Source organism: Desulfogranum aggregans, from assembly GCF_055398265.1.
The window spans coordinates 3,119,409-3,142,563 of record NZ_AP042447.1 but is presented as its reverse complement, the minus strand read 5'-3'; the positions used below and the strand labels follow the sequence as shown (position 1 = coordinate 3,142,563).

The following is a 23,155-nucleotide window of genomic DNA, read 5'->3' as shown; positions in this document are numbered from 1 at the left end:
TAGAAGAAAAAGAGAACAACAGGTACAATAATGGAGGCTCCGATGATATCCAAGCATATTTTCAGGGGATACCAATCTGCTTGGTTGGAAAAACGAAAGAGGCTGCCACCAGAAGGTGCGAAAAACCGCAGAGTGCTGGTCAGATACCAGATACTGAACAATTTATCGAATGCGGTTGGCCATTGCAGCCCCTGCATTATACTGGTTGTCAGTAAGGGGAGGAGCGTATATAAATCGACCAGTGAATAAAGCTACCGTGTACATCAAGAGAGGGCGTGATGGAAAAATTTCTTGACCATTATTGGCAGTTACGGCTTACAAGCGTGAGCGAAAATTTGCAAAAAAACAATTTTTCGACAACCATTGTCCAATCCGCACAGGAGGCGAGAATGTTTGTACTGGAGTCCATACTGCCTGATGCACAGCCCAGGCTGGTCGCCTTTGGCGGTTCAATGACCTTTCATGCGACCGGCCTGATGGATGACCTGCAGCAAATGGACGGCCTGCAGTTGCTCTCTCCCTACGCACCAGGCATCTCTGATGAGGAGAAAATTGAGCTGCGGCGTCAAGGACTGCTTGCCGACCTGTACCTTACCGGGGCAAATGCGATTACAGCGTCGGGTAAGCTGGTCAATCTGGATATGATCGGCAACCGCATAGCAGCCCTCACCTTTGGTCCGAAAAAAGTGGTGGTGCTGGCCGGAAGAAACAAAATTGTGCCAGACCTTGAAGCCGGCATGGCCCGGATCAAGGAGTATGCCGCTCCGACCAATGCCATGCGGCTTGATTGTCAAACGCCCTGTGTAAAAACCGGTGAGTGTGCTGACTGTAAAAGTCCTGGCAGGATATGCAATACCTGGACAATTACCGAGAAATCCTTTCCAAAGGGACGGGTTACGGTGGTCCTGATTAACCAGGACCTTGGACTGTAACCTTTTTCTTCCTCAACCCGAACAAGAATAGTCAGTATTGACGAGGTGAGCTTGTCTGATACGCCGCTTATTACAACCTTAAATACCTTTTTTCCCCAGGAACGGTACTCAAACGACAGGATCGTTGAGGCGGTGACGGATGGCTCTATCCTTGTCAGCGCCTCCCAGATGGCCAACTATCTGCAGGGGGCGCTCCATGATGAGAGCCTGTTGGAGGTGGAATTGGGCAACAGCAGACGGGTTTTTTTCTGTCGTATCCTCGACCACCCCCCGGAGGAGGAGGTCGATGAGGACATGCCCTATGAAAAGGGAGAATATCTTGATGATGCACAACACCTGATCCTGACACCCCTTGAGCCTGCCGAGGGCAATTATCTGATTAACGCCAGCTCCAGAGTCTTGCTTCGGGTGTTGACCTCCAGGACCGCGGTCGAATTTTGTTGTTACTTTGACGAGAAAATCCGAATCGGTACCATGCCGGTCCTGTGCATTACCTTTCCGGAAGTTGCACGCATGATCGAGGGTGCAAGGGAATACCGGGTCAAGGTGCCCCGGGAGACGGATATTCAAATCCTGGTGAACAGAAAACAAGACAAGCTCAAGTTTACCACCCGCCCCATGGATATGAGTATCAGCGGCATGAGCCTCATTGACCCCAAGGGAAAAGAAAGTCCGCTCAAATCCGATGATCGCCTTACCCTGCAGGTCTGCTCCGAAGATCTGGTACTCTTCACCGTAGAGGCGGAAGTACGGCATGTGACCAGGTTGCGCGACAAGCAGGGGTTGCAGTACGTGTTCGGAGTGAAGCTTGAGCTGGGGTCGCGGGCTTTAAAGACCGAGATGGAGAAGCTGGTAGCCGGCGTTCAGCGTGCCAGGTTGCGCGAACTGGCCGACCTTGAAGGGAAGTTCGGGGTAAATTTCAGTGACTGGTAAGTAAAGCCAAAGGTGTCTGCTACCGTTTTTCCTGTCCTGACAGGGGAGCTGAGGGCCTCCACTGTCAGGACAGGATACCTGAAGGTTACTCGCTTGCCTGCTCGTCGTCCTTGGGTTGGTCAGTCGGCACGGAGACCGGAGAGTCCGAAATCCACTTGGCGCGGTCACACTGTTCGATAACCGGGGTGGCCATATATCCGGCCAGCTGGAAATATTCGTCCCGGTCCGAAATCTTCAACAGATAGTCTTCGCTGTCCTTGAGCTTGCTGAACCGGTAGGTACGTTTTCCTTGGATATGCTCCACGGTGATTGCCGGTGGGGCATCCTGTTCGGCAAAGATTGGCTGGTAATCCTTTTCCATTACCGAAGAAAAAGAGAGGGTGGCGAGCCTGTCCACGCAGCTATCCACTCTACTGGCAACCAGCGTACCTTGTGTTTGCTGGGTCGCTTCCCAGGTCATTTGCTGCGCATCGTCGGTGGTTTCCTTTTCGCTAACACGCCGTACAGCCAACCCCTCCACTTCAATCCCGGTAATACTCTCTTGACCAAAGTGGAGGAAGTTTTTGTCGTGCCAGCCACCAGCTTTCCCTGGCAAATCATAATTTCCCAAGGGGATACTGTAGACCGCGTTTTGCTTACTGGTGCGGGCATGGCTCTGGCGGGCCCCGGCACCGGTGCCAAGATACAGTGTGCCTACCTCTGTTTCCCCGCTCAAGAGCCGCACTCGGCGTTCAAAGGCCTGATCCGTCACCTTGAACCGGTGCAGCGCCTCATTGCTGGTGGCTACCGGAATGGTGTGTTCCAGGTTGCTCAGTTCGCTGAGGAGTGTCTCCACCCGGCTGGCATCAGCAGGAAAATCATCCTGGGTAAGCCATCCTGCCTCGGTTTTTTTCAGGGACACCGAGGAGTCCTGAGTGTCAATCACTACCCGGTCGATTTCTGCCGGCGCGAATGCAAGCAGTTGCTTTCTTTCCTGTTCCACATGCAGGGACTGCCCCCCCTGCCAATTCACCACCACCGCCGCCAGCTGAACCAGGGCGAGGAATCCAAATAGGGCAAGTAGTTTTTTCATGCTATACCTCCGACAATACCTGCGCATAGTAGCTTATTTTTCGCCTGCGGCTTGCTCTCCGCCACAGCCAAACGCCCCCCAGGCCTAAGAGTGCAAGGCCATAGTTAAGATATTCCCAGAATAACCTGGCAGACTGGTCCATGGGCAGCAGGGTGCGGGCAAACTGGGCCCGACTGCGGATAGCCACCAGCCCCTGGTCATCCAGCGACCAGTCAATACTGTTCTGGAGAAATTCCAGTGGACGCAGATAGGGGGTTCCCTGCCCCTGGGAGGCCAGGTTGATGACCTCATCAGAGGCAAATGTATTGGAGGCAATGAGAATGATTCGGGCCGAATCAGAAGAATGCTCGATAATACTGCTTACTCTGGGAGGCTCCGTCGGATCCTCGGTTGCCTGGTTTTCCGGAGAAGCAGGGGCATCGGCGTCGTCTTCGTCGCTTTCCAGTAGCGGGGAATCCTTATCCTTGAAGTAGGAGGTAAAATGCCCGGTTACCGCAACGGAAAGGAGCTGGAAAGGTTCCGGTTCCCCTTGGGGAAAACCTGCATCCGGAAAACGGGTATAATCCGGGAGAACGTCCAGGGAATCGGTTGTCCAGCTGTCCTTGGAAGAGTGCAGCAGTTCGATAACTTCCCGACCGTTGTTGCCCTCCTGATCGACGGTGATGGGAGAGGCCCAGTTCAGGGTCAGTTGACCGAGGGTCGCGGTGACTGGCGTATCAGGGGCTAGTTGGCTGCCGCGGATATCCGGAAAATGAGGGTAGGGCATCATCTGTATTTCATTGACCGTCAGGGGGCCCACCTGTCGACTTACCGGAATCGGCAGAGAGGCATTGTACGGATCAAGGGTCATGGTCGGGGCAATGGTTAAGCCGTGGTGCTTCAACCAATCTTCCATGCCAGAGGTATGGCGAGTGGCGGTCAGGGTGTTGCTGATGGCCACATCATAGGGTGAAGTTGCAGCCACAACGGTACCCCCCTGCATCAGGAACTGATCCACGGCAAAGAGTTGCTTTTTGGTCAGCTCTTCCGGACCGAGCAGCATCAGCAGGTCAGCATCAGGTGGTACCTGGCCATCCTGCAGATCGGTTTCTTTGATGCGGACGTTTTCTCCGAGAACATCCCGCAATGCCCCGTATCGTTTGCCAGGAGGAGGTGGAAGGTATGGATTCATCGGCTGTGGGGCGGGCGGAGTTACCATGGCGATGGTTTTCAGGTATCCTGGAGCCATGCGTCTTACAGCCGATCGGATGGATTCTCGTAATCCCTCGCGGTCGAGCTCGGCAGGCAAGGGTACATGAATGGTTTCCCCTCCTCCTTTGATCAGCATGTAAAACCAGAAGGGCTGTGGATCAAACAGACTGGCAATCTGGGGTTCGAAACCATATTCCTCGCGCAGCTGGTTGGCAAGGGTGCCGCCGTCGGCATCTGGATCGGCAAAGGATACGTGCAGCCGATCACCGGCTTCAGTCTGCAGCTCCTCGAGTAGCAGCTCAAGCTGCCGACGCAGGTCGGCCAGCGCAGGAGGGAGTTGCTGTTCTGCGGATAGGTAGCCGTGAAAGGTAATCGGTTGACGGAGGTTGGCGAAGATATTGCCACCGGATTGATAGGCCGCCAACACCTTGCGTAAGGCCCCGGTGATGGCATACTCAGGATTTTTGAGCAACACTTCGGGTTCGCCCGTTCCCTGTACCTTGACTTCAATCAGGTCGTCAAAGGCGAGCGTCTCATACTGGTCGCCGTACGCAATGACCAGGTCAAAGTAGGAATTCACCACTTCTGCCTGGTAGCGGCTGGCCATGCGAAACGGTACCGGTCGAATATTGTATTTCTCGGCAGCCTCCTGTTCCAGGGCCTGGTCGGTATGGGGATCAAGGAACTCCACCCTGACGTTATCACCGCCCGCCACCTGGTACTCCTTGAGCAGATCTTTGATCTGGGGAACCAGTGGTTCAAGCAGTGGATGGCTTTTGGCGGAAAAATATCCGCGAATGAGCAGCGGTTCCCGCACTCGCTGCATGTAGTGCCTGGTCGCCCCGGAAAGGGTGTAGATTTTTCCCTGGGTCAGGTCCAGTCGAACCCCGCCGATGGGCTGGAGCCACAGGTTGACCAGGATTAAATTCACAATCACCAGGCCGGTGAGCCAGCCGATTTGACGGTGACGGGGACGGGAACGGTTGCCAGCCCAGCGGATTCGCTCCAAAGAAAAAAGATTGAGCGTCAGAAAGATGCCGACAAGAGAGAGGTAGTAGCAGATATCGCGGACGTCGAGTACGCCTCTGGTGATGGAATCGAAGCGGGAGCCCGTTCCCACAAGTTCCATGACGGCACCGATCTGGTGCCCGAAAAGGGTTGTCAATAAGGGGGATCCAATCAGGTAGAAGCCACCGGCCACCGCTACGGTCAGAATCAGGGCCACAATGGGGTTATCCGTACGGCCGCTCATATAGAGGCCGATGGCTATGTAGGCGGCCGCAAGAAAAAGGGTTGCGATATAGCCGCCGATAACCGGTCCCCAGTCCAGCGGTCCCAGCATGGAGACTGTAACCGCCAGTGGCAGGGTGAGCAGCAGGGCCAGGGAAACCAGGCCAAAGGCTGCGGCAAATTTCCCCACCACCAGTTGAAGAGGATGAACAGGACTGGTCAGCAGGCTTTCCAGAGTACCGGCTCGTCTTTCCTCTGACCAGCTACGCATGGTGAGCGCGGCTACCAGAAAGATGAGCAGGACCGGCATCCAGCGGAACAGCGGCTTCATGTCAGCGATGTTGCGGGCAAAGAATGCTTCACCCCAGAAAAAGATAAACAGGGTGATTAACAGAAAGCTCCCGAGAAAGAGCCATGCCGCAGGAGTGGAAAAAAAGCTGTTGAACTCTTTAGTGCATATTTTCAATATCTTACGCATGGTCCTTCTCCTCGCCGGTTGGGATTCCCGCCGCATTGACCTCGGCAAAAACAGTCTCCAGGGTCCGGGTTTCTGGTTGCAGTCCAAACAGTCGGTCGCCTGCAGCGTGAACCGCACCGGCAATCTCCGGCGCAGTTTCCGGAGCGGCATCCACCAGGTAGCTGATCATCCCTGCCGTGTCGGTTGGTCCCTGCTGCACAGAATATACGCCCTCTATGGCTTCCAGGTATGAGGTGGCAGCGTCGTTTTTTAATGAGACAAGGAGTCTGGAGCCCGTCTGCAGATCCTCCAGTCGGGAGTCGACGACCAGCTGTGCGCTGCGCATAATCAGGACCCTATCGCAGACAGCCTGTACCTCCTGGAGAATATGCGTGGAGAGAATAACGGTTGCTGACTCGGCTAATTCTTTGATCAGGGCGCGCATCTCGTTTATCTGGGTCGGATCAAGTCCGTTGGTCGGTTCATCGAGAATAATGATGTGCGGATCATGAAGGATGGCCTGAGCAACTCCCACCCGTTGTCGGTATCCCCGCGACAGCGTGCCGATAAGGTGGTCAGCCTTTTCTTTGAGGGCCGTTCGGCGGATGGCTCGTACCACTGCAGCTCGCTGCTCTCCAGCCGGAATTCCGTGGAGTGCTGCCTGGTATTCCAGGTAGTCGATAACGGTCAGTTCATGCCAGAGGGGACAGTTTTCCGGCAGATATCCAATCTGCTGTTGAATTTTGCCGGCATGGCTTCCAAGCTCCATGCCGTCGATGACAATGGTTCCGGCAGTCGGTTCCAGAAAGCCGGTGATCATTTTCATAATCGTGGTCTTCCCGGCCCCGTTATGGCCGAGTAAGCCGACAATTTCGCCGCGCTGAATCGCGAAGGAGACGGCATCGACCGCCTTGAATTCTCCGTAGTGGCGACTCAACTTGTTGACATGGATCATACATCTTCCTCCAGTGCAAAGGTGCCGACGTCGCAACGCGTTCAAGGATCGGGTGAGTCCTCAGCAGAGCCAAAGGGCGAGCTATGGAAGAGGGGAGGTGGGAAGCTGCGATGCCGACGAAAAAAATATCTGAAAACGTTATTACACTCCTGCAGGGCTCACCTGGGCTGTCGTGCCGTGTACGGACGGAAATCTAACAAACATCATGATAACATACGGTTAGTCAATTTCATGACTCATAATAAACAGGGCGGACCCTTTGTCAAGAGGAGGAAAGGCACCACGAGGGAACCGGCGGTCATGGTTGTTCCAGGCTATGGTACGGAGAGGGGGAGGCGTCAGCGACGGGTAAAAAAACTGATTTCTCCGCCGCTGGTCGGCAGAACGCTTATATGGGTGGGTTCGCCATCAGGATTGAGACGAACTCGACCGACGCTGCTTTCGTTGACCAGCTTACCCGCCTGATCATGGTCGGGATTGCGTGGAATAATACGCATGCGCCGCCGCTTGGTAAACCAATTGAGCGGCGATCGACTGGCATACATCCACCGATTGAAACGGTCAAACCAGCGCAACAGGCCATGAGGGAACTCGTTTTTGAACCCGCTGCAGGTTATCTGCCAGATATTGGGACTGTTTAATCGGTAGCGCAGCTCGACGTCATAGGCAAACGAGTAGTGTACGTCGCCTGAGAGGATGACAAAGTGCTTGGGAGTATGCCGGTGACGAAAAATATTAAGGATCACGTTGGCCGATCCGGGGTGAGCCATCCAGTTTTCGGCATCCACCACCAGGGGATGGCCAAAAAAAGTAATGATGCGCTGAACTACCTCTACCAGTTTGACCCCGAAGATCGGTGCAGGAGACACCAGCAGGACCGATGGTTGATGCATCAGCTCCTGCTGGAGTTCAGAAAGGTCTTCCCATTCCATGAGGCCTGAGGGTTTGGTAAGGCTCGATTCCGACCACCAGCGGTTGGTGCGGGTATCAAGAACTACCACTTTTGGATGGGTTGGCAGGGTGTAGTTCCAGTGTTCAAACTTGAGCAGATGATTGATGAGCGCGTCCTGCTCCCTGCCTCCGGGTTGAGCGAAACAGCTGTGCACCTGGGCAAGGAAGTGGTCGCTGAACTGTTGGGGATCGTTTCCCCAGCCTTGGAAGAGAAAGTAGGCGATAAGGGCATTGCCGATAATGCGTCGGGAAAAGTCATGTTCATAAGCAACCTCTTCCCAGCCGCGGCTCAGGTTCCAATCATCAGTGATGTCATGATCATCAAAAATCATGTAGGTCGGTATGTGGGCAAGCAGTCGCTGCACCGCAGGCAAGCCGGCGGCAAAGTCAGCAACATGGCGGCATTCCTCCTGGTATCTGTCACGAAAGGTTGGGGGGATTTCGGCCCTGTTGAGATCGATTGCATCCCACAGTGCCGGTGACCAGACGAGAAGGTACATGGCATTGAGTTCAGCCAGGGTGACCAGGTGATTGCGAGCAGAGTCGGTAGTGAAAATGGGTTTGCGGACCCCGCCAAAAAAACGGTCGCGCAGGTTTTTGGTTTGTCGGGTGCGGGGCAGCAGATCTTCTCGGCCATAGTAGCAGGAGGAGCTGGCAAGTAATTCATCAGTGTCCTTGACAATAGCTCCGCTCAGTTCCTCCTTGTAGAGCCCCAGTCGCTGGGCTGCCTGATGAATAGCTACCAGTATTGGGCCGCCCACGTCATCTGCATAGATCTGATCCCCGGTCATGAGCAGGAGCGCCGGTCGTTTATCCGGCGAATCAAGGGTTGCTGCAAGTTCCTGGTCGACTCGCAGCAGGGCATCGCCGGAAGGGTAATGGGGCTTGCGGCAGGAGCCGTGGAGGACATGGTCAATCTCAGGCTTGTAGGCAAAGACCGGACGTTGCTGTCCCTGGTATACCAGGTGCGGAAGGCAGGCGGACAGGTTGGGTTCACCGTTTTCTCCATCCAGAATCAGGTCATATTCCAGCAGTTCGTTTGCCGGAAAAGGTTCCTCTGCCCGGTGGTTGATCAGGTAAACAAAAGCATGCTCGCCGATCTGGACAGGTTGTGGAGAAAACTGTTGTACCTTGCCGGAAAAGAAGCAGTGGCCATCGGCATGGTGGAAGAGGGACAAGGTCATGTCCAGCGGTCTGCTGGTCACGAGCCACAGAACCAGCTGGTCGCTGGTCAGGCGACGGAGCAGAGGACCGGCAAGGATTGGCGGTAATCGATCGGGCTGAGACATGAGAGCAACTGCTATCAGGAGTACGGGTTCATCTGCAGGGCTATTGATCGATGACAACCTAGCCAAACCCTTGATCACTGTCAATTCCCTTTGCAGCCTGCTGTGGGGATGGGTCTATGGGCACCGTGAAGCTTGCACTCCTGGTTGGCTGCATTACTGTGCAGGGGAAACCATCACTTGTCATCTGCACCCCGTTGGTCATGCGTATGCTACGTTCTCTCTTTCCCCTGCTCTGTCTGCTCCTGCTTACTTCCTGCGAGGAGACCAATCTTTTTCTTCTCACCGATGCCGCTTCCGACGCGGTGACGGCCATTACCCTCTCAGATGAGCAGGTCCGGCAGCTTGCCCAGCAAGCGCGTACCAGGATTGACCGCCAGCTTCCAGTGGCTGGAACGGACACCCCCTATGCCCGTCGTCTTCGGCGTTTGCTCGATGGCTTACCCGCCGAAGAAAGTTCACATTTTGACATCAAGGTGTATCTGACAGGGGAGGTGAATGCCTTTGCCTTGGCGGATGGAACTATAAGGATTTACGCCGGGTTGATGGATCTGATGGACGACGGGGAATTGCTGTTCGTTATTGGCCATGAGATGGGTCATGTAGTGGAGGAGCATGTTCGAAAAAAGATGGCACTCGCCTATGCGGCAAGTGCGTTGCGTAAAGGGTTGGCCGCACAGGAAAATGAAGTGGGGCTTGTGGCCTCCTCCATGCTCGGTGGTTTTGTCGAGCAGTTGACCGCTGCCCAGTTTTCTCAACACGAGGAGCGTCAGGCCGACCTTTATGGAGTGGCATTTCTTCGCTCGGCTGGGTACGATCCCGGAGCTGCGCAATCGGCCTTGAAAAAACTGGCCGCCCTTCCCGGCAGACATACCTTTCTGTCCAGCCATCCTGCACCGCAAGCGCGGATACAGGCACTACTTACCGATGGTGATCAGGTCTCGCCTACGAGCAGGCCTTCTGTACTTGCCACTGCGCTGCATTTTGCACAGGCGATGATCGCCTGGCTGGCTGGCCTCATCCGCACCCTGTTGGGATGGCTGCTTTCCCTGCTGTGACGGTTCGCTCGTTGGGAATAATTGCGGAAAATTTCCGATAAACCGGGTAGGAAACAACAAGCACCTGTGGGCTGATCGACCATGAACAGCCTTTTTCAACGATTTTGCGGAGGTCCCATCCGTGCATGGGAACATATTCAGGCTCTATTGTTTTTCCTTTCTCAAGATGACGCTTTTTCCCATGGCCGTCATCACGCTGTTCTGGAAAGATCATATCGGTCTCTCCTTGACCGATATTCTGCTCCTGCAGGCAATTTTTTCTGTCACCAGCGTTCTGTTCGAATATCCTTCAGGGTATATCAGTGATCGTCTGGGATACCGTGCAGCTCTGCTGGTCGCGTCGATGCTGGCGATCGGAGGCTGGAGTTACTACCTTCTTGCCGACTCCTTTATCGGCGTATTGATAGCGGAAATTATTCTCGGGTGCGCATGGGCCTTTATCAGCGGTTCGGACAGTGCGTTGCTGTTTGAGAGCCTACGCAGCATTGAGCAGCAGGAACGTTATGCTCGCTACGACGGCCGGATGACCGGCTGTGCCCAGACCGGTGAAGCCGCAGGCGCGGTTTTTGCCGGAGTCATGTATGCTGCCTGGCCGCTGGCGCCCTTTGTCGGACAGATCGTGGTATGGGTGATCGCTCTGTTGCTTTGCCTTGGCTTGAGGGAGCCGGATGCGGAAGGGGAAAATGTTGTCCACTCCCATCTTGCCGAAGCTGTGCAGACCTGGCGCTATGCCTTTGTGGAGAATCGTCACGTGCGGGCAACGATCCTGTTCGGTTCCTTTCTGGGCCTCGCCTCTTTCTATACTGTCTGGCTCATTCAGCCCTATATGCAGGAGACTGAAGTGCCGCTGACCTGGTTCGGCCCGGTATGGGCTGGGGCTAATTTGATGGTTGCCTGCTGCTCGCTGGTCAGCCACCGGCTTCGGTTTCTGCTTGGGGACCGGCGGCTGGCCATTCTGCTGCTGTTGCTTGTGGTTGCCGGGTATGGTGGCTTATGCCTTACCGGCGGTGCATGGGGTTTTCTTTTTTATTACCTGCTGACAGCCATGAGGGGGCTCCAGGGGCCAGTCATGCGCAATCATCTCCAGCACGCCAGCTGGAGACGCAACCGGGCGAGCATCCTCTCTCTGCACAGCCTCTCCTTTCGCTTGATGTTTGTGGTGACAGGCCCTTTTGTCGGACTGGCTGCGGACAGGATCGGTCTGCGGCCGACGTTTGGATGGTTGACTTTTCTTTTTGCATTAATTCTATTGTTTTTTTGTTGGCGTTTTCTCGCCACCCTGCCGGCACAGCAGCGGTCGTGAGCCCTCCCTGTTTGGCAATGGAGAGCGAGGAAATCACGGCAGATGCTTCTTGTTCCGGGCAGGCGTCAGAGCGCAATCAGCTCATGGCAATAAGGCTATGGAAGAGCGATGATGGCTGCCATTGGACACCGTTTTTTGAACAAGGGGAAGGGGGCGCAAAACAAGCTACCGTCCCAGGCACGGAGCGGTACTACGCGAGTAAGGGTATTTTTCACCCCATCGGGTAGACATGGCCCGAAGGAGTAATTCCGGGCTAACCGGCCTTGATGCCGTTGCCCTGTTGACCTGTGTTGTCGATATAGACCAATGCACAGATAAATCATTTCCAGAGCAAAAGAGTGGAGTAATCGAATGCAATTTACCAAAGAAAATACCACGGTTGGGTTTATCGGCATCGGTGTCATGGGCAGAAGTATGGCCGGGCATATTCTCGATGCGGGCTACCCGGTCCATATCTATACGCGAACCAAAGCAAAGGCTGATGAGCTGGTTGATGCCGGAGCGGTCTGGGAGGCATCGGTGCCGGCACTGGCCAAGGCGTGCGATATTGTTTTCACCATGGTCGGTTTTCCCCCTGATGTGGAGAGTGTCTATCTGGGTGAGGATGGATTGGTCGCCAATATGCGACCGGGCGCCTGCGTGGTGGACATGACCACCTCACGCCCTGATTTGGCGGAAAGGATTTTTTCCGAGGCTGCTGTCAGAGGAATCCATACCCTTGACGCCCCGGTTTCCGGAGGAGATATCGGCGCACGGGACGCACGGCTTTCGATTATGGTCGGCGGCGACCAGGAGATCTTTTCCGCTGTCAAGCCGCTCTTTGCATGCATGGGGGCGAATATTGTCTACCAGGGAAAGGCCGGCAGCGGACAGCACACCAAGATGTGCAACCAGATAGCTATTGCCGCGGGTATGCTGGGAGTGTGTGAAGCCCTGGCATATGCAGAGCATGCAGGTCTGGATCCGGCAACCGTTCTCCAAAGCATTGAGAGCGGGGCTGCCGGAAGCTGGTCCCTGTCCAACCTTTCCCCGCGAATCCTTAAACGGGATTATGCGCCAGGATTTTATGTGAAGCACTTCATCAAGGATATGGGGATCGCCATTGAATCGGCCGAACAGATGGGAATAGAGGTGCCAGGACTGAAACTGGCCAAAAGCCTCTACGACAGGCTGGCCGAACAAGGTGGAGGGGATGACGGCACCCAGGCGCTGTACAAGCTGTATAGCCCTGGCTGATAGAAATCGCTGAAAAGCGAAAATATAACAGGGCGCAGATGCCCCTGAAGAGCGGTTGGCATAGCTTTTCAGGGGCAGGGTGGTTAAAAGGTCACGATTTCCGTGTTGCCGAGCATGGTCTGCAGTTCCTTTTTCCAGTCATTACCGCCGATGGTTCTGGCCATTTTTTCCGCCACATGCACTGGCTCCAGACTGAGCGACTGGGTATTACGGCTCAAGCCGGATATACAGGAGGGACAGTTGGTCAGGATTTCCCGGGCCTGGGAAGTTTCCTGCGCATGTTCAATGGCCTGGCGCTTGCGCTGGAGCATGGCACCGGAAATATCTGGCCGCGAGAGGGCCATGGTGCCCGCTTCGGAGCAACAGTTGGGCACGACGACCACCGGAGCGCCCAGTGCTTGGTTGATGACCTTTGCCCCGGCGCCTTCCATAGAGTCATGGCAGGGAGTGTGGTAAAAGTAGCCACCAGAGGAGTCGGCTGGCATCGGTGCTGACCCATTTTCGAGTGCAAATTTTGATATGTCCTTGATCTTGCATTCAAAAATTTCCTCAACTCCTATCTCGGCCAAGGCCTCCTTGCAGGTCCCGCAACTTACCACAAAGGCGTCAAAAACAAGGTAGCCGAGCATCTCCCTGATCTGGCTGAGAATGATGGTATCGCGCAGGCTTATTTCACTGTGCATGGTTTTTTTGGCATTGACCTTGGATGGAAAACCGCAGCACAGGTAGGGCGGGGGAAGAACAAGCCTGATCCGGTTTTTCAGCAGCAGGTATACCGAGGCCATGGATATTTCCGCATAGAGGCGCTCAGAGCCGCAGCCTGGAAAGTAAAAAACCGTCTTTTGAGTTCCCTCGGGCGGATGGATCAGCAGGGTTTCGCTGTTGCTGCAGTTTGGAAGGATGTCGTGCAGGGTTTCTCGGGAAGCTTCTGCCATCGGCGATTGGAGCAGCTGCAGCGGTTTCCATTTTTTTTCCGCCAGCCCCTGCGGGGCTTTTTTCAGCAATGCGCTGGCCTGCCGCTGTGCCGCTGCACCCCACTGGACGATAACTTTGCGGAACGCGGCATTAAACAGCTTGTTTCTGTTTTTCAGGTAGTAGAGCGACATCCGTGTCTGGGGAGGTGAATGTTTATACCCGAGGTTGCCTAGAATCTCCCGCTCCAGGATTGATACTTCAGCAGTATCGATATCCACCGGACAGGGAGCCAGGCATTTTCTGCACATGGTGCAGTGATCCGCCACCTCTTCCAGGTATTTCAGCTGGTCAAAGCGTGGAAATCGTGAGCGCTGCATGTCATAGAGCAGGGCTTCAATCAGGGCGCCGATAACCAGGTTCTTGTTGCGTGGGTGAAAAAAGAGGTTGGTGCCGGGAAAGAATACGCAGCAGTCGGCCTTGCACTTTCCGCAACGGATACAGCGGGAAATCTTGGAAGCCAGGGTCTCCAGCGAGCCATGCTGGAGAATCCGAGCTTCAAGTTCCAGGAGGTTGAAGGAGGGGGTGAAGACCTTGTCGATGATCCGGGGGTCATCGAGCTTGCCGGGATTCATCACCCCTTTCGGGTCGACTTCCTGACGGTATGTGCTCAGTTCCTCGATGCGTTCCTGATCAAGGAACTTCATCTTGGTGATCCCGATGCCGTGTTCTCCGCTGACGACCCCGCCAAGTTCAATGGCCTTGGCCATGACATCTTCAGCGGTTTTTTCCGCTCTTTTCATCATCAGGCGATCATTGGAGAACACCGGGATGTTGACATGGACGTTGCCGTCGCCGGCGTGCATATGGGTGGCGATGATTATCCGTTTTGTCCGCACTTCCTTGTACAGCTTTTCGATATTGCCGCTGACTCGGCTGTATCCCTGAAACAGTTCCAGGAGCTCAGCGAGCAGCTGGTTGATGTAGGCATGGTGCCGGATGGATTCGTCGGTACGAAGTTCCAGTTTTTTCAGGGTCTGGTGGCAGAGTTCTTTGGCCTTGGGCATTTTGGCCTCAAGCCAGTCCGGGTCCTCTATAGGTTCTGCAGTTGCCAGGTAAGCCAGGGTTTCCTTGATGAAGTATCGCTTGTTATGAATGTCTTCCTCAATATTGTAGGCATCAACAAAGCGGGCAAATTCGGCTAGAGCCGCCAGAGGCAGCACGATATCTTCGTTGAGCTTAAACGCATTGGTGCGGGCGGCAATCGCCCCAAGACGTTTACGGTCCCGCCAAAACCTGGCCGCTTCATCGGCATCTCTGGCAATAAATATCTCGGTGTTGACATAGGGTTCAAGCAACTTGACCAGCCGTCTTTTCCCGTTCTCAAGCTGTTCGTCGGTGTGGGCGACCATATCGATAAGCAGCACGGCCTTGGGGCTCGCGCTGCGGGCAGCCTTGAATTTATAGTTGATTGCCCGGATGTACTCTTCGTCGAAATGTTCCAAGGCCATGAGGGCCTCTTCCCCTTGATTGGTAATTTCTTCGGAAATATCGACAATAACCCGACTGGCTTCATCCATGTCCTGGCCGAAAAATTCCAGGCAGAAGGTCATTTTTTTCTCATAGGCCGGGTAAAGGATGAACTCAGCAGAGGTGATGATGCCGTCGGTGCCTTCTTTTTGTACCCCTGGCAGGCCTTTGAGGGCTTTGTTGGTAATATCTTTCCACAGCCCTTTTTTCCTGATCTCGTCGCCGCTGAGGGCTATCTGTTTGATCCGTTCGCCGCGGCTGTCAAAAATATCGAAAAGCACGCGATCGTCAGGGAGGATTTTGCGCAGAGGATGATTGACACGACGGACAGTGAAGAGTTCTGCACCGGGCATGGCGATATTGTAGGCAAGGATATTGTCGATGGCCGTACCCCAGAGCACTGCTGTCTTGCCGCCGGCGTTTTCAGCGATGTTGCCGCCAATGGTCGATGCCCATGCGCTGGTTGGGTCGGTGGCAAAGACCAGCCCTTCACTTTCTGCGCACGCCATCGCATCCTGGGTAATGACACCGGCCTCAAGGTGCATCACCGGCACCGGTTCAGGGTGTTCCTCGGAGACAGTACGATGGTCGATGGGCGCTATCCGGTTGAGCTTTTCCGTGTTGATGATCACACAGTTCTCCCATACCGGGACGCTTCCGCCGGTAAGCCCCGTCCCCCCGCCTCGCGGGATTGCATGCAGCCCTAGTTCCTCGACGGTTTTCAGCAGGGGGGCGACCTCTTCTTCGGCTTGAGGCCGCAGGACGGCGAGCGGCAGGTGGAGACGCCAGTCGGTGGCATCGGTGGCATGACTGATCAGGGAGAAGGGATCGAAACAAACGTTTTCCCGGCCGATGATCGCTCCCAGCCTTTTCTGAATTCGCTCTCGCCTGGATTTGGCGCTGCTGATCTCCTTATTGAGTTTGTGCAGCCGATCCATGCACAGATCGACAAGATTGATTACCTTGGTGCTGCGCTCCTTGTCTATTGCACCGCGCTGAGCGGTGGTTTTGATGATGGAGAGGTCTTTTTCCGCTGTCTGGAAAAATTTCTGCCTTCGCCGGTGGGAATCGATCAACTCTTGGTAGAGAAAAGGATTGCGATGTAAAATGAACAGGTCTCCCATGAATCGCATGACCAGGCGGGCCGAGCGGCCGGTGACCCGTTGGCTGCGTAGTTCATCAAGGTCTGACCAGACATGGCTGCCAAAGAGGTGATTGATTATAAGGCGGTCATCGGCGGAAGTGAAATTATAGGGAATTTCACGGTAGGTGCTCGTGTTCATTTTATTGTTTACTCGTCGTTCTGTTTACGTCGTCCGGGATGCGTCGGCACTGGGGCCGCGTACAGGGGACTGGATTCCAGTTACAGTATGATGGGAGTGTGTTGGCAGGATTACTTCGCAAAGAGGTGTTCTGGGCAACAGACCTGGATAGTATTTATTGTGGGCAACAGTAATGAAAGTATAAAACAAAAAAAGATACCACACTACGGAAAATTTATCAAATGGTGTGCCCGGGTGGTATGGTGCATGCTGGTATCAACAGGACAGTTGAAGGACAGAAAGCGCAACAATCAGCTACACGGAGGGACGACTATGGGGACGATAACGCTTATCACCGGCGACATTACAGCTCTGGAAGTGGATGCAATTGTCAATGCGGCGAATAATTCCCTGCGCGGCGGCGGTGGGGTGGACGGCGCCATTCACCGGGCTGCGGGGCCGGATCTGCTGGCTGCCTGCATCCCCCTTGGAGGATGTGCTACCGGTGAGGCCAAAATCACCAAAGGGTTCAACCTGCCGGCACGATTTGTCATCCATACTGTGGGGCCGATCTGGCGCGGGGGGAATGAGGGAGAACCCGAGCTGCTGGCATCTTGTTATCACCGTTCCCTGGAGCTGGCCGAGGAGTATCAACTGCACTCCCTGGCATTTCCGGCCATCAGCTGCGGGGTATACGGGTTTCCCCTTGAACAGGCCTGTGCAATTGCCTATGAAACGGTGCATGCCCATCTGCAGCAATCTACAACCATTGAATCAGTCATCTTTGTCTGTTTCAGCGATCAGATACGTCAGGCCTATGAGCGGGCGCAGGCAGGCAGGGGACTGGCCTAGTCGATGCCTCCAGCGGTGGAGAGCGGGGCCAGCCCATTTCCCTTGTGCACCTCGGTTTTCCCGGACGGCTGCCGTCGATGGGCTTTCCAGGCCTTCCACAGCTTTTCACCATCCCACGACTGTTCCGGCTGTTGGCGCCTGTACAGAAAGGCGTTGAGTTCATTCACCGCCGACACTAACGGATCGCTGTGACTGGCTACCTGGAATTGTCCCGGCATCGAGGAGAGCGGGGCGAGCTGCTGGAGCGCCTTGCGGGCGCTTTCAGGGTGTCCGGCAGCGCAGGCCTGCCGTAAGGCTTTTTCCAGGCGGCTGTCATTGCGGGTATGGTCGCCGGTAGGTTGAACGGCAGTGCCGGCGGCGCGGCTCCGTTCCCGGGACCACCAGGCGAGCAGGGTGATCAGCCAGCAGCCGCCAAGCGCCAGGCTGGTGTAAAACCATCCCCCGGCCGTGGCCCAGGCCCATCTGGATCCAGCCTGTTCATTGGCGCCAGCCGCGATCTCAGAGGAAGCGGAGGATGGGGGCTGCTCGACCGGTGGAACCCTTTGTGACGGTGGTGGGGTTGATGGAGCTGTCGGCACCGGGGGGAGAACGTCAAGGGTTTGAGGGACGAATCGTACATATTCCACCTGCCCGGTGGTGGTGTTCCACCACGCAAGAGGACGAGGGGCAAGGGCAAGCTGGCCTGGCGCAGCGGGAATCAGGGTTATTTTTTTTTGCAGTACACCGACCATGCCCTTGGCAGTGATGCGTTCGTCAAAAAGCGGTTGGTCAGGATAGGTCCGTACGGAAGCGGCAACCGGCAGTTCAGGTTCCGGCAGGGTGTTTGCCGGCAGCCCGGTAGCTTCAAGTGTTAAGGAGACAGTGATCGGTTCTCCTGCTCGAACTTTTTTATTATTCTCAGCAATTTGCATGCTGCCGATGAGTCGTTCTGTGGGTAGCCACGGCTGTGGGCTCTGTTCAGGCTGGGGGAGAACCTCTATCCGCAGCTCTCGGGAACGTACGCGCTTTATCGGTCCCTGCTGAGGAAAAGGATCGAAAAAAGAGTTTGACCGTCTCCCTGCCTGTCCCTGAAAAAGCAGCGGAGGAATGACCAGCTCGCCGGCGTGTTGAGGAAAGAGCGCGTAGCGGCGCTCATTAACTCGCCAGCTGCGGCCGTTGCGGGTGGTGGTGAATTCACGATCGTCGCCCAGCTTATGGACAATGGTGTCGGCTGGTTCCGGTTCGGAAAGGCTGCCACTGACCAGGGAAACACCAATAAATAACCGGACGGTGAGCAGGAGTTGAGATCGCACGTAGGGGGCGTCCGGAGTTACCTCAACTTCGAGAAAAAAATCCTGGTTTCCCGGGGTCGATAACTGGGGTTTGGCGGTGGTAACCACCAGCTCAATGGGATTACTTTGCTGGGTGCCGACCGTGACCGGTGGAATATGCAGATTGCCTATTCTTTTGGGCATCAGACTGAGCTGGTATTGCTGGGTATGGCTTTTTTTCCCGTTGATGATCTGAATATTGGAACTGCTTCTTTGGCCAAGGATTTCAAAGTCCTTTTCCAGCGCACGAAAATCGGGCTGTTCGCCGGAGGGGTCGTGGATGATGAGGTGGTAGGTAACCGATTCATCAATGGCGATAGGATTTCTCTCCACGGTAGCGGTAACCGTGTCCTCGGCGGCGCTGCTGGCGATAATCCATGGAGAGACAAGGATGCCCACTACCAGGAAAACAATTCGATTTACCATGGCTGCTGTTCCTGCTGCTGTTGGTGATCATACTGGTGGTGAAACTTTCGTCGCCATAATCCTCCCGGATCATCAGGTATGGCTCGAAGCCACTGTTCCTGTTGCCGTTGCTGCTCAGGGTTTGCCTGAGAGGAGCCTGCCTCTGGCAACCTCTGCTGCTCGGAAGACTCGCTCTTTTGTTTTTCCTTGCTCTGGCTCATCTTTGCCTGAGCCTCGGGATCGGGTTTTTGAAGAGCGTCGTTTTCGTGTTGCTGGGTTAAGGCATCGCTGGGGGCATGGCGGTCAACCGGTGTTTTTTGCTTGCCCTGCTCGGTCGACTGGTTTTCACTTTGCTGTTGCTGTTGCTGTTGCTGTTGCTGTTGCTGTTGCTGTTGCTGTTGCTGTTGCTGTTGCTGTTGCTGTTGCTGTTGCTGTTGCTGTTGCTGTTGCTGTTGCTGTTGCTGTTGCTGTTGCTGTTGCTGTTCCACTACCTTTTTATTGTGCTCGGCATCGCTGTTATGCGGGTCCAGCTCAAGGGCGCGGTCGTATGCGGCGATCGCTTCCTGGTATCGGCCTAGCCGGGCAAGGATATTGCCCCGGTTGTAGTGGTCGTTACTGTCGATCGGTTTTGGCAGGGTTTCCAGGGCCTTGTCATAGTTCCCGGCCTGATAGTTGGCAGCTGACTGCCATGCAGGAGCGGTGAACAGCTGTGCTGCCTCGTCCGCCTTGTCTGCATCAAGAAGGGCTGCTGCTCGCTGGTCCTTGTTTCGCCATAGATCTTGCCATTCCATGGCATGTCCCGGCAGAGGGTGGGCCAGGGGCGCAAGCACCAGCAAGGCGAGGAATCCGCGACGAAAAACAAGCAGTGCCAGGGGAAGCAGCAGCGGGATGAGCCGGTAGCCTTCGTCCCTATAGCTAGCGCTGCGCTGCTCGGCTGCTTGCTCGGCTGTCTTGCCTTGCAAGGCATCCAAAGGAGCGAGGAGGTAGGCCAGGTCGCTGTCGTCTCCGGTCAGGCGGTGATAGCGGCCCCCGGAAAGAGCGGCCAGCTGCCGAAGTTCAGGCTCTGCCAGTTTGGCGAGGACCATGTTGCCCTGTTGGTCATAGAGATACCCCTGCTGCCGGTCGGGAATCGGCGCCCCTCGGGGGGTCCCAACGCCGAGCACTGATATCCTGTTGCTGCCTGCCTTGTTGCTGATATCTTCCGCACCTGCCTGACCGAGGCCGTCGGTGATAAGGAGGATATCGCCGCGATTGCCGCCTGCCTGACGGATCAGTTCTGCTGCCTTGGCCACGGCAGCGCCGGGGCGAGATCCCTGCGCCGGCATGAGTTCGGTTTCCATAGCCTTGACCTGTAAGGCCACGGTTGCATTGTCCGGAGTAAGGGGACAGACGACAAACGGGGCCGCCGCATAGACAATCAGTCCTGTCTGGCCGTCAGTGCGTTTACGGAGTATATCAAGAATTTTCAACTTGGCCCGTTCCAGTCTGGAGGGACGGTTGTCCTCAGCGTTCATGGATTGCGAGAGGTCAAGCACCAGCACCAGCGGGACCATGTTGCGATAAACGGGTTGTTCTATTTGACGCCAGGCCGGTCCTGCCAGGGCGATGACCGTCACAAACACGAAAACCGCAACCGCCAGAATCGTCAATCTCCTCGATTGGGGGGTTGTCTGCTGAAGGATAAAGGGTGCCAGGCCTGGATCAATCCACCGCTGCCAGCTGCGTTCCGCGTTTTTTTGTGTCAGCAGCCACCAGAGCAACAGCGGCAGCAGCAACAGCAGCCATAACAGCCATGGACGAAGAAAATGAAACTCGCTCATCGGTCTCTGCCTCCTTTAGCCACTACTGCAGGCATGAGCAGCAAGGCCGCCAGCAGCGGCCACCAGAAGACCTCGGTGGTTTCACGGAAAAATTGATTGCCGCTGTTCACCGGTTCAATTTGATCGATTACCTCATAGATCTCTTCCAGCTCTCCGGTGTTGCGGGCGCGAAAGTATCTCCCTCCGGTAATTTCAGCAACCCGGGTCAGGGTCGTTTCATCAAGATCCCGGGATGGGTTGACCCTTCGTCTGCCAAACAGCGAGGAGACGATCATTTCCTCTGCCCCCACCCCGATGGTGTAGATGGTGATTCCAGCCTGGTGAGCGAACTCTGCTGCTTTTTCCGGATCGATGGACCCCGCTGTATTTGCCCCATCAGTGAGGAGCAGCAGCACCCTGTTTTGTGCCGGGAGCACTGTGAGTCGTTTTACCCCCAATCCGATGGCATCGCCAATGGCGGTTTGTTCTCCGGCAAGGCCGATGACCGCTTCCTGAAGCAGGGTTTGCACGGTTTGCCGGTCAAAGGTCAAAGGCGCCTGCAGGTAGGGTCGGGTACCGAACAGGAGCAGTCCGATGCGATCACCGACACGACGCTTGATAAACGCACCCGCCACCTCCTTGGTCGCTGCAAGTCGCGTAATGTGGCGGTTGTTCACTAAAAAATCTTCGGTTTGCATGGAGCCGGAAAGGTCAATGGCCAGCAGCAGGTTTCTTCCGGAAACCTGGAGCTCAACCGGTTCGCCCACTATTACCGGACGGGCTGCAGCGCCTACCAGCAGAATCCAGCCAATGGAGGCCAGCCACAAGAGTGGACGATTGGAGGTCGCCGGTTTACCGGAGATGTCGGCTCCGGCAAAGTCATCGGCAAACGGAACCAACAGGTTGGTCGCCCTCTCAGCGCGCAGCGGCGGTACCAGAAAACGTATGAGGAAAGGCAGCGGGAGTGCTAACAGCATCCACGGCCATTCAAGCTGCACCATTTTTCCTCCAGGTCGGTTGAGCAGGCAGTGAACGTACCCATGTGCGGCAGGCCCGCAAAAGTACCGATGCGTCAACATCCGCCGCCGGGTTATAGGCTGTTTCCAGCAGCTGCCTGCCTAGCGGAGTCAGGAAAAGGGCCTGGTCACCGCGTCGAGTGGTGGAGACGGCATCAAGATAGCCCAACCACTGTTCACCTGTCAGGTGCGTCCCGCTGTCATCAGGGAATCGGGTAAGGCATACTCTGCGTAAAAAGATGGAGAGCTGTTCGGCAAGGTCGTGGGTGTTGCCGGTCCGCTTGTAGCGCTCCCCAATGACATCCAGGGCGCTGAGGGCATCCCTTCGCCACTGTTGACGTCGGTAATGTCGCAAGAAAAAGGCCCCTGCAAACAGCAGAAGCACTGCTGACCCGAGGATAATCCACCATCCCGGTGCTGGCGGCCACCATGATACCGGGTCAGGAAAATGATACCCTCGCAGAGGCAGATCGTGCATAGCCGATGGGGGAAGTGATGGTGGTGAAGCGTTCATCACTGCCGGCCCCCGAGTCCATCGCGCAGGACCTGCACCGGATCACTATCCGTTGGCAGTGAAAGCAGGTGCAGTCCCTGTTTGATGGAGAGTGCGCGCAGGTATTCCCTGCGCAGGGAAAAAGCCTCCTGGTAGCGTCGGCGAAAGGTCTCGCTACCGGTATCAAGAGTGGTTGTCCGTTTGCCATCAGTTATCCCGTAACGCCCGGCAGGCGGGAGCGTGGTCTCCAGCAGGTCATGGATGTGACAGAGCAGGATGTCGTTGTGGGTTGCCATCTGTCGGAGCTGCAGTTCTGCCTCACTGTTTATCCCCCGCATATCGCTAAGAAGAACAATAAGGCTTCCGGATTTGACGACCCGGCGGAGACGGACGAAAGGGAGCTCTGCAGCCGAGCTGGCTTCGCTGTAAGCATCATGCCATGCAGGATGTTCGATCATGCGGCGAAAAAAATGGAGAACTCCATGTTTTCCCCGGCGGGGCCGAACTTCGACATGCTCTCCCGGCGAGGTAATGATGCCGCCGACTCGGTGCCCGCAATAGGCGGCATTCCAGGCTATAAGGGCGGCTGCATGGGCGGCGACCACTGCTTTGAAAGCCCCTCTGGTGGCGAAAAACATGCGCGGATGAAGGTCCACCCAGAGCATGACCTTCCGCTCCCGCTCTTCCTGGAATATCTTGGAATGCGGCTTGCCGAGCCGGGCGGTCAGGCGCCAGTCCAGGTGACGGATATCATCGCCGTTCTGATAAGGGCGTGCCTCGACAAACTCCATTCCTTTTCCGCGAAACGGCGAGCGCACATTGCCAGACTGGAGCGAGCGCACACTCTTTCCCTGCAGGGGAAGAGCACGTTCGTAGCGGCGGTAGGCAACAAGATCGGCGATCCGGATGGTTGTCGGATGCGCGTACGTCAAGGCTTCCCGGGAAGCCGCTTTTCTATTCCTTTGAAAGGGC

16 protein-coding genes are annotated in these 23,155 nt (G+C 55.6%); 6 read left to right on the top strand and 10 right to left on the bottom strand.

The annotated features are described in order from the left end of the window. Positions 1–278: 278 nt before the first annotated feature. Together ACZ52Z_RS13810 and ACZ52Z_RS13805 are read left to right on the top strand one after the other, a co-directional pair. On the top strand, positions 279–932 hold the full coding sequence (locus tag ACZ52Z_RS13810; RefSeq protein ID WP_464267360.1) for a lactate utilization protein: 654 nt from the start codon (positions 279–281) through the stop codon (positions 930–932). A 51-nt stretch (positions 933–983) separates the two neighbouring features. Next, complete coding sequence (locus tag ACZ52Z_RS13805) at positions 984–1,865, top strand: flagellar brake protein (protein WP_464267359.1); 882 nt, start codon at positions 984–986, stop codon at positions 1,863–1,865. A gap of 85 nt (positions 1,866–1,950) precedes the next feature. Here the strand turns inward: ACZ52Z_RS13805 and ACZ52Z_RS13800 are convergent, their stop codons facing one another. The 4 genes from ACZ52Z_RS13800 to ACZ52Z_RS13785 form a co-directional block, all read right to left on the bottom strand. Beyond that, positions 1,951–2,937 carry a DUF4340 domain-containing protein gene (locus ACZ52Z_RS13800; protein WP_464267358.1) on the bottom strand — a complete coding sequence of 329 codons (987 nt, stop codon included), beginning with the start codon at positions 2,935–2,937 and terminating at the stop codon, positions 1,951–1,953. 1 nt (position 2,938) lies between these two features. Then, positions 2,939–5,836, bottom strand: coding sequence for a Gldg family protein (locus ACZ52Z_RS13795; protein ID WP_464267357.1), 2,898 nt, complete (start codon positions 5,834–5,836; stop codon positions 2,939–2,941). After that, positions 5,829–6,770, bottom strand: coding sequence for an ABC transporter ATP-binding protein (locus ACZ52Z_RS13790; protein ID WP_464267356.1), 942 nt, complete (start codon positions 6,768–6,770; stop codon positions 5,829–5,831). The genes ACZ52Z_RS13795 and ACZ52Z_RS13790 overlap by 8 nt, the downstream gene beginning before the upstream one ends. A 338-nt stretch (positions 6,771–7,108) precedes the next feature. Further along, a complete protein-coding gene (locus ACZ52Z_RS13785) occupies positions 7,109–9,010 on the bottom strand; it encodes an alkaline phosphatase D family protein (RefSeq protein WP_464267355.1) in 1,902 nt (633 codons plus the stop codon). Between the two features lie 116 nt (positions 9,011–9,126). On the opposite strand from ACZ52Z_RS13785, the gene ACZ52Z_RS13780 reads away from it, so the two are divergent. From ACZ52Z_RS13780 to ACZ52Z_RS13770, 3 genes are all read left to right on the top strand, one after another. Continuing rightward, entirely contained in the window at positions 9,127–10,065 is a 939-nt protein-coding gene (locus ACZ52Z_RS13780) for a M48 family metalloprotease (RefSeq protein ID WP_464267354.1), read from the top strand. Between the two features lie 121 nt (positions 10,066–10,186). Then, entirely contained in the window at positions 10,187–11,368 is a 1,182-nt protein-coding gene (locus tag ACZ52Z_RS13775; RefSeq protein ID WP_464267353.1) for an MFS transporter, read from the top strand. 321 nt (positions 11,369–11,689) lie between these two features. Further along, complete coding sequence (locus tag ACZ52Z_RS13770; RefSeq protein WP_464270797.1) at positions 11,690–12,604, top strand: NAD(P)-dependent oxidoreductase; 915 nt, start codon at positions 11,690–11,692, stop codon at positions 12,602–12,604. Positions 12,605–12,687: 83 nt separating this feature from the next. Here the strand turns inward: ACZ52Z_RS13770 and ACZ52Z_RS13765 are convergent, their stop codons facing one another. Further along, a complete protein-coding gene (locus ACZ52Z_RS13765) occupies positions 12,688–16,329 on the bottom strand; it encodes a DUF3683 domain-containing protein (protein ID WP_464267352.1) in 3,642 nt (1,213 codons plus the stop codon). A gap of 312 nt (positions 16,330–16,641) precedes the next feature. Between ACZ52Z_RS13765 and ACZ52Z_RS13760 the strand changes: the two genes are divergently transcribed. Then, positions 16,642–17,160 (top strand): O-acetyl-ADP-ribose deacetylase, encoded by a 519-nt coding sequence (locus tag ACZ52Z_RS13760; protein WP_464270796.1) that lies wholly within the window; start codon positions 16,642–16,644, stop codon positions 17,158–17,160. Here the strand turns inward: ACZ52Z_RS13760 and ACZ52Z_RS13755 are convergent. From ACZ52Z_RS13755 to ACZ52Z_RS13735, 5 genes are read right to left on the bottom strand one after another with little or no spacing between them, the layout of a single operon-like run. Beyond that, positions 17,157–18,896: a BatD family protein gene (locus ACZ52Z_RS13755; protein WP_464267351.1), complete on the bottom strand. Its 1,740-nt coding sequence runs from the start codon at positions 18,894–18,896 to the stop codon at positions 17,157–17,159. The genes ACZ52Z_RS13760 and ACZ52Z_RS13755 overlap by 4 nt on opposite strands. Then, on the bottom strand, positions 18,890–20,695 hold the full coding sequence (locus ACZ52Z_RS13750; protein ID WP_464267350.1) for a VWA domain-containing protein: 1,806 nt from the start codon (positions 20,693–20,695) through the stop codon (positions 18,890–18,892). The genes ACZ52Z_RS13755 and ACZ52Z_RS13750 overlap by 7 nt, the downstream gene beginning before the upstream one ends. Next, positions 20,692–21,675 (bottom strand): vWA domain-containing protein, encoded by a 984-nt coding sequence (locus ACZ52Z_RS13745; RefSeq protein WP_464267349.1) that lies wholly within the window; start codon positions 21,673–21,675, stop codon positions 20,692–20,694. The genes ACZ52Z_RS13750 and ACZ52Z_RS13745 overlap by 4 nt, the downstream gene beginning before the upstream one ends. Continuing rightward, positions 21,662–22,204: a DUF4381 domain-containing protein gene (locus ACZ52Z_RS13740; RefSeq protein ID WP_464267348.1), complete on the bottom strand. Its 543-nt coding sequence runs from the start codon at positions 22,202–22,204 to the stop codon at positions 21,662–21,664. Before ACZ52Z_RS13740 ends, ACZ52Z_RS13745 begins: the two co-directional genes overlap by 14 nt. Then, the gene (locus tag ACZ52Z_RS13735; protein WP_464267347.1) at positions 22,204–23,115 is read right to left on the bottom strand and encodes a DUF58 domain-containing protein; all 912 of its coding nucleotides are present in this window, start codon (positions 23,113–23,115) and stop codon (positions 22,204–22,206) included. The genes ACZ52Z_RS13740 and ACZ52Z_RS13735 overlap by 1 nt, the downstream gene beginning before the upstream one ends. Between the last annotated feature and the right edge of the window lie 40 nt (positions 23,116–23,155).

What these genes read in the sequence shown, in the direction of transcription:
- ACZ52Z_RS13750 (WP_464267350.1), bottom strand. Translation starts at nt 20,695, where the DNA reads ATGAGCGAGTTTCATTTTCTTCGTCCATGGCTGTTATGGCTGCTGTTG.
- ACZ52Z_RS13790 (WP_464267356.1), bottom strand. Translation starts at nt 6,770, where the DNA reads ATGATCCATGTCAACAAGTTGAGTCGCCACTACGGAGAATTCAAGGCG.
- ACZ52Z_RS13740 (WP_464267348.1), bottom strand. Translation starts at nt 22,204, where the DNA reads ATGAACGCTTCACCACCATCACTTCCCCCATCGGCTATGCACGATCTG.
- ACZ52Z_RS13780 (WP_464267354.1), top strand. Translation starts at nt 9,127, where the DNA reads ATGGGCACCGTGAAGCTTGCACTCCTGGTTGGCTGCATTACTGTGCAG.
- ACZ52Z_RS13810 (WP_464267360.1), top strand. Translation starts at nt 279, where the DNA reads ATGGAAAAATTTCTTGACCATTATTGGCAGTTACGGCTTACAAGCGTG.
- ACZ52Z_RS13800 (WP_464267358.1), bottom strand. Translation starts at nt 2,937, where the DNA reads ATGAAAAAACTACTTGCCCTATTTGGATTCCTCGCCCTGGTTCAGCTG.
- ACZ52Z_RS13755 (WP_464267351.1), bottom strand. Translation starts at nt 18,896, where the DNA reads ATGGTAAATCGAATTGTTTTCCTGGTAGTGGGCATCCTTGTCTCTCCA.
- ACZ52Z_RS13745 (WP_464267349.1), bottom strand. Translation starts at nt 21,675, where the DNA reads ATGGTGCAGCTTGAATGGCCGTGGATGCTGTTAGCACTCCCGCTGCCT.
- ACZ52Z_RS13760 (WP_464270796.1), top strand. Translation starts at nt 16,642, where the DNA reads ATGGGGACGATAACGCTTATCACCGGCGACATTACAGCTCTGGAAGTG.
- ACZ52Z_RS13785 (WP_464267355.1), bottom strand. Translation starts at nt 9,010, where the DNA reads ATGTCTCAGCCCGATCGATTACCGCCAATCCTTGCCGGTCCTCTGCTC.
- ACZ52Z_RS13795 (WP_464267357.1), bottom strand. Translation starts at nt 5,836, where the DNA reads ATGCGTAAGATATTGAAAATATGCACTAAAGAGTTCAACAGCTTTTTT.
- ACZ52Z_RS13765 (WP_464267352.1), bottom strand. Translation starts at nt 16,329, where the DNA reads ATGAACACGAGCACCTACCGTGAAATTCCCTATAATTTCACTTCCGCC.